The sequence below is a fragment of the Thioalkalivibrio sp. AKL19 genome (assembly GCF_000420165.1).
Taxonomy (GTDB): domain Bacteria; phylum Pseudomonadota; class Gammaproteobacteria; order Ectothiorhodospirales; family Ectothiorhodospiraceae; genus Thioalkalivibrio.
Map to the genome: position 1 here is coordinate 1 of NZ_ATUK01000007.1, position 15,945 is coordinate 15,945.

The following is a 15,945-nucleotide window of genomic DNA, read 5'->3' on the forward strand; positions in this document are numbered from 1 at the left end:
ATTCGCGACACGCAGAAGACCACGGTCACCGGCGTCGAGATGTTCCGCAAGCTGCTGGACCAGGGCGAGGCGGGCGACAACGTCGGCATCCTGCTGCGCGGCACCAAGCGTGACGACGTGCAGCGTGGTCAGGTGCTGTGCAAGCCGGGTTCGATCACCCCGCACACCCACTTCGAGGCCGAGGTGTACATCCTGGGCAAGGAAGAGGGCGGTCGTCACACGCCGTTCTTCAACGGGTATCGCCCGCAGTTCTACTTCCGCACGACCGACGTGACGGGTTCGGTGGAGCTGCCGGAGGGCACCGAGATGGTGATGCCGGGCGACAACGTCAAGATGACGGTGTCCCTGATCAACCCGATCGCGATGGAAGACGGTCTGCGCTTTGCGATCCGCGAAGGCGGCCGCACCGTGGGCGCCGGCGTCGTCTCCAAGATCATCGAGTGATACAGTAGACAAGTTGACAGATCGATCGCGAGAGGCGGCGCCGGGTGCGTCGTCTCTCGCGTTTGTTTCTTGTCGATTCGATTTCTAGGCCAGTAGCTCAATTGGCAGAGCAGCGGTCTCCAAAACCGCAGGTTGGGGGTTCGAGTCCCTCCTGGCCTGCCATCTTCCGGATGGCAGGCAGCACCGGGTGATACGTATTCATGAGTGAACAATCGGAACAGACCGGCGTGCTTGACACCGTCAAGCTCGCGGTGGCCGTGGCCCTGCTGATTGCCGGCGTCATGGGCTTCTATTGGTTCCAGGACGAATCCACTCTGATTCGTGTCCTCGGGCTGCTTGCCGTCGTGGGGGTCGCCATCGGGATCGCGATGACGACCGCCAAGGGCAGCCAGCTCGCCGGCTTCATGGGCAACGCGCGTACCGAAGTGCGCAAGATGGTGTGGCCCACCCGCGTAGAGACGACCCAGACCACGCTGATCGTCATTGCCGTCGTGATCCTGGTGGGGATCTTCCTCTGGCTCCTGGACATGTTCCTGGGCTGGGGCATCAGTCGGTTCATCGGATAAGCATCAGGATTCTCGACCATGGCATTACGCTGGTACGTCGTACAGGCATTCTCGGGTTTCGAGGCGCAAGTAAAGCGGTCCCTGGAGGAGCGCATCGAGCGCTTCGGCATGCAGGACCACTTTGGCGAGATCCTCGTGCCCACCGAGGAGGTCGTCGAGATGAAGGACGGCCAGAAGCGTAAGAGCGAGCGCAAGTTCTTTCCGGGCTACGTGCTGGTGCAGATGGACCTGAACGACGAGGCCTGGCACCTGGTCAAGGCCGTCCCGCGCGTGCTCGGCTTCATCGGCGGGACCGCCGATCGTCCGGCCCCGATCAGTGACAAGGAAGCCGATGCCATCCTGCAGCGTATGCAGGAAGGCGCCGAGAAGCCGCGCCCGAAGGTGCTGTTCGAGGTGGGCGAGATGGTTCGCGTGATCGACGGCCCGTTCAACGACTTCAACGGCGTGGTCGAAGAGGTCAATTACGACAAGAGCCGCCTGCTGGTGGCTGTCCAGATTTTCGGTCGCTCGACGCCCGTGGAACTCGAGTTCCATCAAGTCGAGAAAACCTGAGACGCGCGAGCGTCGTTACCTGCTGATCGGGGAGCCGCGAGGCGTTCGCACCCGAGGGAGTGCTCATGGCAAAGAAAATCGAAGCGTATATCAAGCTTCAGGTTCCGGCCGGCAAGGCCAACCCGAGCCCGCCCGTGGGCCCGGCGCTGGGCCAGCGCGGCGTGAACATCATGGAGTTCTGCAAGGCGTTCAACGCCCAGACCCAGGAAATGGAACCCGGTCTGCCGATCCCGGTGGTCATCACCGTGTACGCGGACCGCAGCTTCACGTTCATTACCAAGACGCCGCCGGCCGCCATCCTGCTGAAGAAGGCGGCGGGCATCCAGTCCGGTTCCGGTCAGCCGAATACCAACAAGGTCGGGACTGTCACGCGTGCCCAGCTTGAAGAGATCGCGAAGACCAAGGAACCGGATCTGACCGCGGCCGATCTCGACGCGGCCGTCCGCACCATCGCCGGTAGTGCCCGCAGCATGGGCCTAGAAGTGGAGGGTCTCTGACATGGCGAAGCTTTCCAAGCGTATGCAGGCCATCCGCGAGAAGATCGAGCCGGGTCGCCTGTACCCGGTAGCCGAGGCCTTCGACATCCTGCGTGACCTGCCCAAGGCGAAGTTCCGCGAGTCGGTGGACGTCGCCGTGAATCTCGGCGTCGATCCGCGCAAGTCGGACCAGGTCGTTCGGGGCTCCACCGTCCTGCCGCACGGCAACGGTAAGACCGTTCGCGTCGCCGTGTTCACCCAGGGCGCGAACGCCGACGCCGCGAAGGAAGCCGGTGCCGATGTGGTTGGCATGGATGACCTCGCGGAACAGGTGAAGGCCGGCCAGATGGACTTCGACGTGGTCATCGCCTCCCCGGATGCGATGCGCGTGGTCGGTCAGCTGGGCCAGATCCTCGGTCCGCGTGGCCTGATGCCGAACCCCAAGGTCGGCACCGTGACCCCGGACGTGGCCACGGCCGTGACCAACGCGAAGGGCGGCCAGGTGCGCTACCGCACCGACAAGGGCGGGATCGTGCACTGCACAATCGGCGCGGCCGACTTCGACACCAATTCGCTCACCGATAACCTGAATGCCCTGCTGGCCGATCTGGTCAAGATGAAGCCGGCGACCTCCAAGGGTCAGTACGTCAAGGGCGTGGTGGTCTCGACCACCATGGGCCCGGGCGTCAAAGTGGATCAGGGCTCGCTGAGCCTGTAAGCAACAACAACGGTTTTTGGTCGGCTGTCGCGCAAGCGGCACGCCATCCAAGACCGCAGGCGCCGGGGCATCCGTCCCGGCTTAATACGCCAGCCTGCGCAGATGGTGTCACCCGATTCAGGAAGTACCTGCGACGGGAGCACCGCAGTACCGGGTTCGCCCGGTTTCACGATCACCTCCGGGTGGTCTTACTAGAGGAGAGTCAACGTGGCTTTGAATCTCGATGACAAGAAGGTGATTGTCTCGGAACTGGCTACGGTTGCTGCCTCGGCACATTCCGCGGTCGCCGCGGAATATCGGGGTCTCTCGGTAGCGCAGATGACCGACCTGCGTCGGCAGGCACGGTCCTCCGGTGTCTATCTGCGAGTGGTGAAGAACAACCTTGCCAAACGTGCGATCGAGGGCACGGATTTCGCGTGCATGCAGCCCGAGCTGCATGGCCCGCTGATCCTGGCCTTCAGTGAAGAGGAGCCCAGCTCCGCCGCACGCCTGGTGAAGGACTTCGCCAAGGAAAACGATCAGCTGAAGGTCCGGCTGGTGTCCTTTGGTGGGCAGCTCATGGGCGCGAACGATCTCGATCGCCTCGCGAGCCTGCCGACGCGTGAAGAGGCGCTTGCGCAGCTTCTCGCCACCATGAAGGCGCCGCTCGACAAGTTCGCCCGTACGGTGAACGAGGTCCCCGGCAAGCTGGTGCGTACCGTTGCAGCAATCCGTGACCAGAAACAGGCAGCCTGAAGCTTTTCAAGCCTTTTTCTGCAGCAAGTACTGAATGAATTCGGGCTCGACCCGTTAGGAGAGTAAGAAATGGCCGTTTCGAAAGAAGATATCCTGGAAGCCATCGGCAACATGACGGTCCTGGAGATTGTGGACCTCATCAGCGAGATGGAAGAGAAGTTCGGCGTGTCCGCCGCTGCCGCCGTTGCGGCAGCCCCGGCCGCTGGCGGTGGTGGTGAAGCCGCCGCCGAAGAAGCCAAGGACGAGTTTGATGTCGTGATGTCCAGCTTCGGCGAGAACAAGGTTGGCGTCATCAAGGTTGTCCGCGGCCTGACCGGTCTGGGTCTGAAGGAAGCCAAGGAAATGGTCGAAGGCGTGCCGGCGACCGTGAAGGAAGGCGCGCCGAAGGACGAGGCCGAGAAGATGAAGACGGAGCTGGAAGAAGCGGGCGCCACCGTCGAACTGAAGTAAGAAGGCGCTTGCGCCTGTTGTTTTCGTGTACATCACGAAGCCCTGAGGCTGGCGGCCGTTTGGTCGTCAGCCTCAGCCCGTGGTGGCGCGGGTTTTGTTCCGCGTTGTTCAGCTAGCCTCCGAGGTAAGCCATGGCCCTCAGTTATACCGAAAAGAAACGTATCCGCAAGGACTTTGGGAAGCGTCCCCAGATCCTCGACGTCCCGTACCTGCTTGAAACCCAGTTGACCTCCTATCGGGATTTCCTGCAGGCGGACCACGCGCCGGACGGGCGTGATTCCCTTGGCCTGCATGCGGCGTTTCAGTCGGTATTCCCCATCGTCAGCTATTCCGGTCATGTCCAGCTCGAGTACGTGAGCTACCGTCTGGGCGAACCGATGTTTGACGTGAAGGAATGCCAGATCCGTGGCGTGACCTACGCGGCACCGTTGCGCGTGCTGCTGCGCCTGGTGATCCACGACAAGGAAGCCCCGGCGGGTTCCACCGTGGTCAAGGAGGTCAAGGAGCAGGAGGTCTACATGGGCGAGATGCCGCTCATGACCGAGAACGGGACCTTCGTGATCAACGGCACCGAACGCGTGATCGTGTCGCAGCTGCACCGCTCGCCGGGCGTGTTCTTCGACAGCGACAAGGGCAAGACCCAGGGCAGTGCGCAGAAGCTGCTCTACAACGCGCGCATCATTCCGTACCGCGGTTCCTGGCTGGACTTCGAGTTCGATGCCAAGGACGGGGTCTACGTGCGCATCGACCGTCGCCGCAAGCTGCCGGCGTCGATCCTGCTGCGTGCACTGGGCATGGATACCGAAGAGATCCTGGCCACCTTTTTCGATTTCAATCAGCTCACCCTCGACGAAGACGGCGGCGAGCTGGACCTGATCCCCGAGCGCATGCGGGGCGAGACGGCCGTGGTCGACATCACCGATGGTGACAAGGTCATCGTCGAGGCCGGCCGCCGGATCACGCCGCGCCACATCCGGGAGATCGAGAAGGCCGGCATCAACACCCTGCGGGTGCCGGACGAATACCTGCTGGGCCGCGTGCTGGCCAAGGGCGTGGTGGACGAGTCCACCGGCGAGTTGATCGCCAGCGCCAACGATGCCCTGACCCAGGAGCTCCTGGACAAGCTGCGCGCCGAGGGCGTGAAGACCCTGGAGACGATCTACACCAACGACTACGACCACGGTCCGTACATGTCGGACACCCTGCGTCTGGATCCGACCAAGACGCAGCTGGAGGCCCAGGTCGAGATCTACCGTGTGATGCGTCCCGGCGAGCCGCCGACCAAGGACGCCGCGGAGAACCTGTTCTCCAACCTGTTCTTCTCGGAGGATCGCTACGACCTCTCGGCCGTCGGGCGCATGAAGTTCAACCGCCGCGTGGGGCGCGATACCGACGAGGGCGAGGGCGTGCTGTCGCCGGAGGACATCCTTGATGTCCTGAAGGTCCTGATCGACCTGCGTAACGGCAACGGCCGCACCGACGACATCGATCACCTGGGTAACCGGCGCATCCGCAGCGTGGGCGAGATGGCGGAGAACCAGTTCCGCCTGGGCCTGGTGCGCGTGGAACGCGCCGTGAAGGAACGCCTGACCGTCGCCGAGAGCGAGGGCCTGATGCCGCAGGAGCTGATCAACGCGAAGCCCGTGGCCGCCGCGGTCAAGGAATTCTTCGGGTCCAGCCAGCTGTCGCAGTTCATGGACCAGAACAATCCGCTGTCCGAGGTGACCCACAAGCGCCGGATCTCGGCCCTGGGTCCGGGCGGCCTGACCCGCGAACGCGCCGGCTTCGAGGTGCGCGACGTGCACCCGACGCACTACGGTCGCGTGTGCCCGATCGAGACCCCGGAAGGCCCGAACATCGGACTGATTAACTCGCTGGCCGTGTACGCCCGCACCAATCGCTACGGCTTCCTGGAGACGCCGTATCGCAAGGTCGAGGATGGCAAGGTCACCGAGGAGATCGTGTACCTCTCCGCGATCGAGGAGAGCCAGTACGTGATCGCCCAGGCGAACGCGGCGATGGACGACGAAGGTCGTCTGAGCGACGACCTCGTGTCCTGCCGTCACCAGGAAGAGTTCACGATCTCGACCCCGGACAAGATCCAGTACATGGATATCTCGCCGAAACAGATCGTGTCGGTTGCGGCCGCGCTGCTGCCGTTCCTGGAGCATGACGATGCGAACCGCGCGCTGATGGGCGCGAACATGCAGCGTCAGGCCGTGCCGTGCCTGCGGGCCGACAAGCCGCTGGTGGGGACGGGTATCGAACGCGCGGTCGCCATCGACTCCGGCTCCGCGATCGTCGCCAAGCGCGGCGGGACCGTGGACTCCGTCGACGCGGGGCGTGTCGTGGTGCGCGTGAACGACGACGAGACCGTCGCCGGCGAGCCGGGCGTGGACATCTACAACCTGACCAAGTACTCGCGTTCCAACCAGAACACCTCCATCAACCAGCGCCCGCTGGTCGCGGTGGGCGACGAGATCGCCCGCGGTGACGCCATCGCGGACGGCTCGTCCACCGACATGGGCGAGCTGGCGCTGGGTCAGAACATGATGGTCGCGTTCATGCCGTGGAACGGCTACAACTTCGAGGACTCGATCCTGATCTCGGAGCGCGTGGTGCAGGAGGACCGCTACACCACGATCCACATCGAGGAGCTCAACTGTGTCGCGCGTGACACCAAACTGGGTCAGGAAGAGATCACCGCGGACATTCCGAACGTCTCCGAGTCGCTGCTGAACAAGCTGGACGAGTCCGGCGTGGTCTATGTCGGCGCCGAGGTGAACCCGGGTGACATCCTGGTCGGCAAGGTCACGCCCAAGGGCGAGACCCAGCTGACCCCGGAAGAGAAGCTCCTGAGGGCGATCTTCGGCGAGAAGGCCTCGGACGTGAAGGACACCTCCCTGCGTGTGCCGTCCGGCATCGAGGGGACGGTGATCGACGTGCGCGTGTTCACCCGCGACGGTGTCGAGAAGGACGCCCGCGCGAAGTCGATCGAGGCCGACGATCTCGCCGCCGTGCAGAAGGACCTGAAGGACCAGCTGCGCATCTACGAGGACGACATCTACGCCCGCGTCGAGAAGCTGCTGGTCAACAAGACCGCCGCCGGTGGTCCGGATGGTCTGGGTGACGGGTCCAAGGTCACGAAGAAATACCTGCAGGGCCTGTCGCGCGACAAGTGGTTCGAGGTGCGTCTGCAGGACGACGCGGTCAACAGCCAGCTGGAGGACCTGGGTCGCCAGATCAAGGACCAGCACGAGGCGTTCGAGAAGAAGTTCGAGCACCAGAAGGCCAAGCTGGCCGCGGGCGACGACCTGCCGCCGGGCGTGCAGAAGATGGTCAAGGTCTACGTGGCCGTGAAGCGCCGTCTGCAGCCGGGCGACAAGATGGCCGGCCGCCACGGGAACAAGGGCGTGATCTCGATGATCGTCCCGGAAGAGGACATGCCGTTCCTCGAGGACGGTACCCCGGTCGACGTCGTCCTGAACCCGCTGGGCGTGCCCTCGCGCATGAACGTCGGGCAGGTCCTGGAGGTTCACCTCGGGTGGGCCGCGAAGGGCCTGGGCGACAAGATCAACCGCATGCTCGAGGCGCAGGCGGAGATCGCCAAGCTGCGGGAGTTCCTCGACAAGATCTACAACCACCGCGAGCGCAAGGTGGACCTCGACTCCATGTCGGATGCCGAGATCATCACCCTGTGCCGCAACCTGCGCGGTGGCGTGCCGATGGCGACGCCGGTGTTCGACGGCGCCGAAGAGGCCGAGATCAAGGAGATGCTGCGCCTGGCGGACCTGCCCGAGACGGGGCAGGCCCAGCTGTACGACGGGCGCACCGGGGACGGCTTCGACCGCCCGGTCACCGTGGGCTACATGCATATGCTGAAGCTGAACCACCTGGTCGACGACAAGATGCATGCGCGTTCCACCGGCCCGTACTCGCTGGTCACCCAGCAGCCGCTGGGCGGCAAGGCGCAGTTTGGGGGTCAGCGCTTCGGCGAAATGGAGGTCTGGGCACTGGAGGCCTACGGCGCCGCCTACACCCTGCAGGAAATGCTGACGGTGAAGGCGGACGACGTGCAGGGCCGTAACAAGATGTACAAGAACATCGTTGACGGTGAGCACCACATGGAGGCCAACGTCCCCGAGTCGTTCAACGTGCTCATGAAGGAGATCAAGGCGCTCGGCATCAATATCGAGCTCGAGCAGGACTGATCTTCTCCGATCCGAATGTGATCCGACGGGGCGTGCGCGCCCCTCGAAACCAAGTTTGTGAGGCAAGCGAATGAAAGACCTCCTGAATCTGTTCAAGCAGCAGACCCAGCCGGAAGAGTTCGATGCGATCCGCATCGGTCTGGCGTCCCCGGACCAGATCCGTTCCTGGTCCTTTGGCGAGGTGAAGAAGCCGGAGACCATCAATTACCGGACCTTCAAACCGGAGCGTGACGGCCTGTTCTGCGCGAAGATCTTCGGGCCGGTGAAGGACTACGAGTGCCTGTGCGGCAAGTACAAGCGCCTGAAGCACCGCGGCGTGGTGTGCGAGAAGTGCGGCGTGGAAGTGACCCAGACCAAGGTGCGCCGCGAGCGCATGGGCCATATCGACCTGGCCTCCCCGGTCGCGCACATCTGGTACCTGAAGAGCCTGCCGTCGCGCATCGGCCTGCTGCTCGACATGACGCTGAAGGACATCGAGAAGGTCCTGTACTTCGAGTCCTTCATCGTGACCGACCCCGGTTTCACCACGCTGGAGAAGCGCCAGCTCCTGACCGACGAGGAATACCTCGAGGCGATGGAGGAGCACGGTGACGACTTCACCGCGCTGATGGGTGCCGAGGCCGTGCTGAGCCTGCTCAAGGAAATGGACCTGCAGGCCGAGGCCGCCAAGCTGCGCCAGGAACTCGCCGAAACCGGGTCCGAGACGAAGATCAAGCGGTTCGGCAAGCGCCTCAAGCTGGTCGAATCCTTCCTCGATTCCGGCAACAAGCCGGAGTGGATGATCATGAAGGTCCTGCCGGTGCTGCCGCCGGACCTGCGCCCGCTGGTGCCGCTGGACGGCGGTCGTTTCGCGACCTCCGATCTGAACGACCTGTACCGCCGGGTGATCAACCGCAACAACCGTCTGCGCCGCCTGCTGGAGCTGAACGCTCCGGACATCATCGTGCGCAATGAAAAGCGCATGCTGCAGGAGTCCGTGGACGCCCTGCTCGACAACGGCCGCCGCGGCCGTGCGATCACCGGCACCAACAAGCGCCCGTTGAAGTCGCTGGCCGACATGATCAAGGGCAAGCAGGGCCGCTTCCGCCAGAATCTGCTGGGCAAGCGCGTCGACTACTCCGGTCGCTCCGTGATCGTGGTCGGCCCGACCCTGCGCCTGCACCAGTGCGGCCTGCCCAAGCGCATGGCGCTGGAGCTGTTCAAGCCGTTCATCTTCGGCAAGCTGCAGCGCCGTGGCCTGGCCACCACCATCAAGGCCGCGAAGAAGGCGGTCGAGAAGGAAGGTCCGGAGGTCTGGGACATCCTGGAAGAGGTGATCCGCGAGCACCCGGTCATGCTGAACCGTGCGCCGACCCTGCACCGCCTCGGCATCCAGGCGTTCGAGCCGGTGCTGATCGAGGGCAAGGCGATCCAGCTGCACCCGCTGGTCTGCGCCGCGTTCAACGCGGACTTCGACGGTGACCAGATGGCCGTGCACGTGCCGCTGTCGCTGGAGGCCCAGCTGGAGGCACGTACGCTGATGCTGTCCTCCAACAACGTGCTGTCCCCGGCGAACGGCGAGCCGATCATCGTGCCCTCACAGGATATCGTCCTGGGCCTGTACTACCTCTCGCGCGAGAAGGTGAACGCCAGGGGCGAGGGCATGACCTTCTCCGACGTGGACGAGGTCCACCGCGCCTACGAACACAAGCAGGTCGACCTGCATGCGCGCATCACCGTCCGCATCGCGGACACCATGGCCGAGGTCGGCGAGGGCGAGACGCTGCCGACCATGCGCGTGGAGACGACCGTGGGGCGGGCGATCCTGTCGCGCATCATGCCCAAGGGCCTGCCGTTCGAGTTGATCGACCGCGAGCTGAACAAGAAGGCCATTTCCGGGCTGATCAACCAGTGCTATCGCCGCCTGGGTCTGAAGGACACGGTCGTGTTCGCGGACCAGTTGATGTACGCGGGCTTCTACTACTCCACCCGTGCCGGCGTCTCGTTCTGCGCCGACGACATGGTGATCCCGGACGAGAAGCAGCCGATCCTGCAGGGCGCCGAGGACCAGGTGAAGGAGATCGAGGAGCAGTACGCCTCCGGTCTCGTCACCAAGGGCGAGCGCTACAACAAGGTCGTGGACATCTGGTCGCACTGCAATGACCAGGTCGCCAAGGCCATGATGGAGCGCCTCGGCAAGGAGCAGGTCGTCAACAAGGACGGCGAGACGGTCGAACAGAACTCGTTCAACTCGATCTTCATGATGGCCGACTCCGGCGCGCGTGGCTCCGCCGCGCAGATTCGTCAGCTGGCCGGGATGCGCGGCCTGATGGCGAAGCCGGACGGGTCCATCATCGAGACGCCGATTACCGCGAACTTCCGCGAGGGTCTGAACGTCCTGCAGTACTTCATCTCGACTCACGGCGCTCGCAAGGGCCTGGCCGATACCGCGTTGAAGACCGCGAACTCGGGCTATCTGACCCGCCGTCTGGTGGATGTTTCGCAGGACGTGGTGGTCACCGAGCCGGACTGCGGTACCGAACAGGGGCTGCTGATGAAGCCGATCATCGAGGGCGGTGACGTCGTCGAGCCGCTGCGTGATCGCGTGCTTGGCCGCACCACCGCGGTGGACGTCTTCCGTCCGGGTACCGACGAGGTCCTGATCCCCGCCGGTACGCTGCTGGACGAGGCGATGGTGGACAGCCTGGACGCCGCGTCGGTGGACGAAGTCCTGGTGCGCTCCGCGATCACCTGCGAGACCCGTCAGGGCATCTGCGCCAAGTGCTACGGGCGCGACCTTGCCCGTGGCCACGAGGTCAATGCCGGAGAGGCCGTGGGCGTCATCGCCGCGCAGTCGATCGGCGAGCCCGGTACCCAGCTGACCATGCGGACCTTCCACATCGGCGGGGCCGCGAGCCGTGCCGTGACCGTCAGCGCGATCCAGGTGAAGAACTCGGGTTCCGCCCGCCTGCACAACCTGAAGACGGTCACCAACAAGGCCGGCAACCTGGTCGCGGTGTCGCGTTCCGGGGAGCTGGGTGTGATCGACGACCAGGGTCGCGAGCGCGAGCGCTACAAGATCCCCTACGGCGCGACGATCACCGTCCATGACGGCGATACCGTCGAGGCCGGGCAGGAGGTCGCGACCTGGGATCCGCACACCCATCCGATCGTCACCGAGGTGGCCGGTAATATCCGTCTGGCGGACTTCGTCGAGAATGTCACCGTCACCAAGGAGACCGACGAGTTCACCGGGCTGTCGTCCAATGTGGTGCTGGATCCGAAGAGCCGTTCCACGGCCGGCAAGGATCTGCGCCCGACTGTCAAGCTCCTGGACGACGACGGCAACGAAGTCTACATCCCGGGCACCGACATGCCGGCGCAGTACATGCTGCCGGCGAACGCGATCTTCAATCTCGAGGACAACGCCCGGGTCGAGGTCGGCGACGTCATCGCGCGCCTCCCGCAGGAGTCCTCCAAGACCCGCGACATCACCGGCGGTCTGCCGCGTGTCGCGGACCTCTTCGAGGCGCGGCGTCCGAAGGAGCCGGCGGTCCTGGCCGAGATCTCCGGTACGGTGTCGTTCGGCAAGGAGACCAAGGGCAAGCAGCGTCTGGTCATCACCCCGGACAAGGGCGACGCGGTCGAGATGCTCATCCCGAAGCTGCGCACGGTCAACGTGTTCGAGGGCGAACGCGTCGAACGCGGCGAGGTCGTCGTCGATGGCGAACTGGATCCGCACGACATCCTGCGTCTGCGGGGGGTCACCACCCTCGCGGAATACCAGGTCCAGGAAATCCAGGACGTCTACCGCCTGCAGGGCGTGAAGATCAACGACAAGCACATCGAGGTGATCGTTCGCCAGATGATGCGCAAGGTGAACATCGTGGACCCGGGTGACACCCGATTCCTCGGCGGGGACCAGGTGGACCGCACGCGTGTCCTGGAGGAGAACGAGCAGCTGGGCGCCGACCAACAGCCGGCCACCTACGAACGCGTGCTGCTGGGCATCACCAAGGCCTCGCTGGTCACGGAGTCGTTCATCTCGGCGGCGTCCTTCCAGGAAACCACGCGCGTGCTGACCGAGGCCTCCACCCGCGGGGCCCGCGACGACCTGCGCGGCCTGAAGGAAAACGTGATTGTCGGGCGCCTGATCCCTGCGGGGACGGGGCTTGCCTATCACAAGGAGCGCCGTCGCAAGCGCGCCCTGGAAATGCCCGAGTTCGAGGCGGTCGAGGAGGCACAGGCGGTTCCCGCCGAGTCCGAACCGGCCACCACCGATCCGGGCAACACCGAAGACGGGTCCGAGTGACCCGTCCCACCTTGACACTCATGGGGGCGGCGATTAGAATTCCGCTCCCTCGACAGGCCGGTCTCGGCGCCGGCCTGTCGTTATTTTTAGGCTAGGAGAAAGGGTTTCATGGCCACGATCAACCAGTTGGTACGCAAGCCCCGCAAGCGCCCCGTCGAAAAGAGCGATGTGCCGGCGCTGCAGGGTTCCCCGCAGAAGCGCGGGGTCTGCACCCGTGTCTACACGACCACCCCGAAGAAGCCGAACTCGGCGCTGCGCAAGGTTGCGCGCGTGCGGCTGACCAACGGCTACGAAGTCAGTAGCTACATTGGCGGGGAAGGCCACAATCTCCAGGAACACTCCGTGGTCCTGATCCGTGGCGGCCGTGTAAAGGACCTCCCGGGTGTTCGCTACCACACGGTGCGCGGCAGCCTGGACACCCAGGGCGTGCAGAAGCGCGCCCAGGGCCGGTCCAAGTACGGCACCAAGCGACCCAAGAAATCCTAACCGTGATCCAGTCCGGGAACTGAAACATGTCTAGAAGAGCAGCTGCCCCCAAGCGTCACATCCTCCCCGACCCGAAGTTCGGAAGCGAGCGCCTGGCCAAGTTCATCAATACGGTCATGCGCGACGGCAAGAAGTCCGTCGCCGAGCAGGTCGTGTACGGCGCCCTGGACCAGATCGAGTCCAAGCAGGGCGACGGGATGGGCGCGCTGGAGCGAGCCCTGGACAACATCCGTCCGCGCGTCGAGGTCAAGTCCCGCCGTGTGGGCGGTGCGACCTACCAGGTTCCGGTAGAAGTGCGCTCCGTGCGCCAGGACGCGCTGGCCATGCGCTGGGTGGTCGAGGCCGCCCGCAAGCGCGGCGAGCGCACCATGGCCCTGAAGCTGGCCGGCGAACTGATGGACGCCGCCGACAGCAAGGGTTCGGCTGTCAAGAAGCGCGAAGACACTCACCGCATGGCGGAAGCGAACAAGGCGTTCGCTCATTTCCGCTGGTAAATCTGTTTAGAGAGGCTCACCGTGGCACGCAAGACTCCACTTAAGCGCTACCGGAACATCGGGATCAGCGCGCACATCGACGCCGGCAAGACGACGACGACCGAGCGCATCCTGTTTTACACCGGCCTGTCGCACAAGATCGGCGAGGTGCATGACGGTGCGGCCGTGATGGACTGGATGGAGCAGGAGCAGGAGCGCGGGATCACCATCACCTCCGCGGCGACCACGAGCTTCTGGTCCGGGATGGCCAAGCAATTCGACGAGCACCGGGTGAATATCATCGATACCCCCGGGCACGTGGACTTCACCATCGAGGTGGAGCGCTCCATGCGCGTGCTGGATGGCGCGGTCATGGTGTACTGCGCGGTGGGCGGCGTGCAGCCCCAGTCCGAGACCGTGTGGCGCCAGGCGACCAAGTACGCGGTGCCGCGGATGGCGTTCGTCAACAAGATGGACCGGGCCGGCGCGGATTTCTTGCGCGTTTACGAGCAGATGAAGCAGCGCCTGCAGGCGAATCCGGTTCCGATCCAGCTGCCGATCGGCGCCGAGGACCAATTCCAGGGCGTGATCGACCTGGTCAAGATGCAGGCGATCTACTGGGACGAGGATAACTTCGGTATCTCCTTTGAATACAAGGATATCCCGGACGAGCTCAAGGCCGAGGCCGACAAGTGGCGCGAGAACATGCTCGAGGCCGCGGCCGAAGCCAACGAAGAGTTGATGGACAAGTACCTGAACGAGGGCACGCTTAGCGAGGAAGAGGTCAAGTCCGCGCTGCGCCATCGCACCATCGAGCTCGAGATCGTGCCGATGCTGTGTGGTTCCGCGTTCAAGAACAAGGGCGTCCAGGCAATGCTGGATGCCGTTGTCGAGTACCTGCCTTCGCCGGAAGAGGTCAAGGCGATCAAGGGCGTGAAGGCCGGGACGGAAGAGCCGGTCGAGAAGCACGCTTCGGACGACGAGCCCTTCGCGGCCCTGGCGTTCAAGATCATGACCGACCCTTACGTCGGCTCCCTGACCTTCGTGCGCGTCTATTCCGGCGTGCTGTCGGCGGGTGACTCGGTGCTCAACACCCAGAATAACCGCCGCGAGCGCATTGGGCGTATCCTGCAGATGCACTCCAACTCCCGCGAGGAGATCAAGGAACTGCGCGCCGGCGACATCGGCGCGGTGGTCGGCCTGAAGGATCTGTATACCGGGAGCACGCTGTGTGACCCGAACCATCCAGTCGAGCTGGAGCGCATGGAGTTCCCCGACCCGGTGATCTCGATCGCGGTCGAGCCGAAGACCAAGACCGACCAGGAAAAGATGGGGGTCGCGCTGAACAAGCTGGCGCAGGAAGACCCGTCCTTCCGTGTCCACACCGACGAAGAGTCCGGCCAGACCATTATCTCCGGCATGGGCGAGCTGCACCTCGAGGTGCTGGTCGACCGCATGAAGCGCGAGTTCAAGGTCGAGGCCAACGTGGGGCAGCCGCAGGTTGCCTACCGCGAGACCATCCGCAAGACGGTCGAGCAGGAAGGCAAGTTCGTGCGGCAGTCGGGCGGCCGCGGTCAGTACGGTCACGTCTGGATTCGCATCGAGCCGCTGGAACCGGGCGAAGGCTACAAGTTCGAGAACGCCATCGTCGGCGGCGTGGTTCCGAAGGACTACATCCCGGCCGTCTCCAAGGGGATCGAGGAGCAGATGGGCAACGGGGTGCTGGCCGGGTATCCGGTCGAGGACGTCAAGGTCACCCTGTTCGACGGCTCCTACCATGATGTCGACTCGAACGAAATGGCGTTCAAGGTTGCCGGGTCGATGGCCTTCAAGGAAGGTGCGCTGAAGGCCGGGGCCGTCCTGCTCGAGCCGATGATGAAGGTCGAAGTGGAAACGCCCGAAGAGTACATGGGCGACGTGATGGGCGACCTCAATCGCCGTCGCGGCCTGGTCAAGGGCATGGAAGACGTGGCCGGGCAGAAGCTGCTGCGTGCCGAGGTGCCGCTGTCCGAGATGTTCGGCTACTCGACCCAGCTGCGCTCGATGAGCCAGGGTCGCGCGACCTACTCGATGGAATTCGAGAAGTATGCCGAGGCCCCCGCACAGATCGCCGAGGCGGTTGCCGCCAAGGCGTCCTGATCCCGAATTCGCGTTATTTGAAAGAACTGCAAGAGGTTTGAGCTGTGTCCAAGGAAAAGTTCGAGCGTAAGAAGCCGCATGTGAATGTGGGGACGATTGGTCATGTGGACCATGGGAAAACGACGCTGACGGCGGCGATGACGGCGGTGCTGGGCAAGAAGTACGGTAGTGAAGCCCGTGCCTTTGACCAGATCGACAACGCGCCGGAAGAGAAGGCCCGCGGTATTACGATTGCGACCGCGCACGTCGAGTACGAATCCGACACGCGTCACTATGCGCACGTCGACTGCCCCGGGCACGCGGACTATGTGAAGAACATGATCACGGGTGCGGCGCAGATGGACGGAGCGATCCTGGTGGTGTCGGCGGCCGATGGCCCGATGCCGCAGACCCGCGAGCACATC

13 protein-coding genes and 1 tRNA gene are annotated in these 15,945 nt (G+C 64.1%); all 14 read left to right on the forward strand.

All coding sequences use genetic code 11. The annotated features are described in order from the left end of the window. The coding region (locus tag F817_RS0101845) for an EF-Tu/IF-2/RF-3 family GTPase (protein WP_024326049.1) at window positions 1-444 on the forward strand (444 nt) is incomplete at its 5' end. An 86-nt stretch (window positions 445-530) separates the two neighbouring features. Beyond that, window positions 531-606: transfer RNA gene (locus F817_RS0101850), tRNA-Trp, on the forward strand. 38 nt (window positions 607-644) lie between these two features. Beyond that, window positions 645-1,010, forward strand: coding sequence for a preprotein translocase subunit SecE (gene secE, locus F817_RS0101855; protein WP_024326050.1), 366 nt, complete (start codon window positions 645-647; stop codon window positions 1,008-1,010). 18 nt (window positions 1,011-1,028) lie between these two features. Beyond that, entirely contained in the window at window positions 1,029-1,562 is a 534-nt protein-coding gene (nusG, locus tag F817_RS0101860) for a transcription termination/antitermination protein NusG (RefSeq protein ID WP_017940468.1), read from the forward strand. 65 nt (window positions 1,563-1,627) lie between these two features. Continuing rightward, on the forward strand, window positions 1,628-2,059 hold the full coding sequence (gene rplK / locus F817_RS0101865) for a 50S ribosomal protein L11 (RefSeq protein WP_018867954.1): 432 nt from the start codon (window positions 1,628-1,630) through the stop codon (window positions 2,057-2,059). A 1-nt stretch (window position 2,060) separates the two neighbouring features. Then, window positions 2,061-2,756, forward strand: a complete 696-nt coding sequence (rplA, locus tag F817_RS0101870) for a 50S ribosomal protein L1 (RefSeq protein WP_024326051.1) — start codon at window positions 2,061-2,063, stop codon at window positions 2,754-2,756. 213 nt (window positions 2,757-2,969) lie between these two features. Continuing rightward, a complete protein-coding gene (rplJ, locus tag F817_RS0101875) occupies window positions 2,970-3,491 on the forward strand; it encodes a 50S ribosomal protein L10 (protein ID WP_024326052.1) in 522 nt (173 codons plus the stop codon). A 69-nt stretch (window positions 3,492-3,560) separates the two neighbouring features. Then, window positions 3,561-3,941, forward strand: coding sequence for a 50S ribosomal protein L7/L12 (gene rplL / locus F817_RS0101880; protein ID WP_024326053.1), 381 nt, complete (start codon window positions 3,561-3,563; stop codon window positions 3,939-3,941). A 131-nt stretch (window positions 3,942-4,072) separates the two neighbouring features. Continuing rightward, window positions 4,073-8,152, forward strand: coding sequence for a DNA-directed RNA polymerase subunit beta (gene rpoB / locus F817_RS0101885; protein ID WP_024326054.1), 4,080 nt, complete (start codon window positions 4,073-4,075; stop codon window positions 8,150-8,152). 70 nt (window positions 8,153-8,222) lie between these two features. After that, a complete protein-coding gene (gene rpoC, locus F817_RS0101890) occupies window positions 8,223-12,443 on the forward strand; it encodes a DNA-directed RNA polymerase subunit beta' (RefSeq protein ID WP_024326055.1) in 4,221 nt (1,406 codons plus the stop codon). A gap of 108 nt (window positions 12,444-12,551) precedes the next feature. Beyond that, the gene (rpsL, locus tag F817_RS0101895) at window positions 12,552-12,929 is read left to right on the forward strand and encodes a 30S ribosomal protein S12 (protein WP_017940461.1); all 378 of its coding nucleotides are present in this window, start codon (window positions 12,552-12,554) and stop codon (window positions 12,927-12,929) included. 26 nt (window positions 12,930-12,955) lie between these two features. Continuing rightward, entirely contained in the window at window positions 12,956-13,423 is a 468-nt protein-coding gene (gene rpsG / locus F817_RS0101900) for a 30S ribosomal protein S7 (protein WP_018175517.1), read from the forward strand. Between the two features lie 21 nt (window positions 13,424-13,444). After that, complete coding sequence (gene fusA, locus F817_RS0101905; protein WP_024326056.1) at window positions 13,445-15,541, forward strand: elongation factor G; 2,097 nt, start codon at window positions 13,445-13,447, stop codon at window positions 15,539-15,541. Window positions 15,542-15,585: 44 nt separating this feature from the next. Then, window positions 15,586-15,945 (forward strand): GTP-binding protein (locus tag F817_RS0101910; RefSeq protein WP_024326057.1); only part of this gene is annotated, 360 nt, incomplete at its 3' end.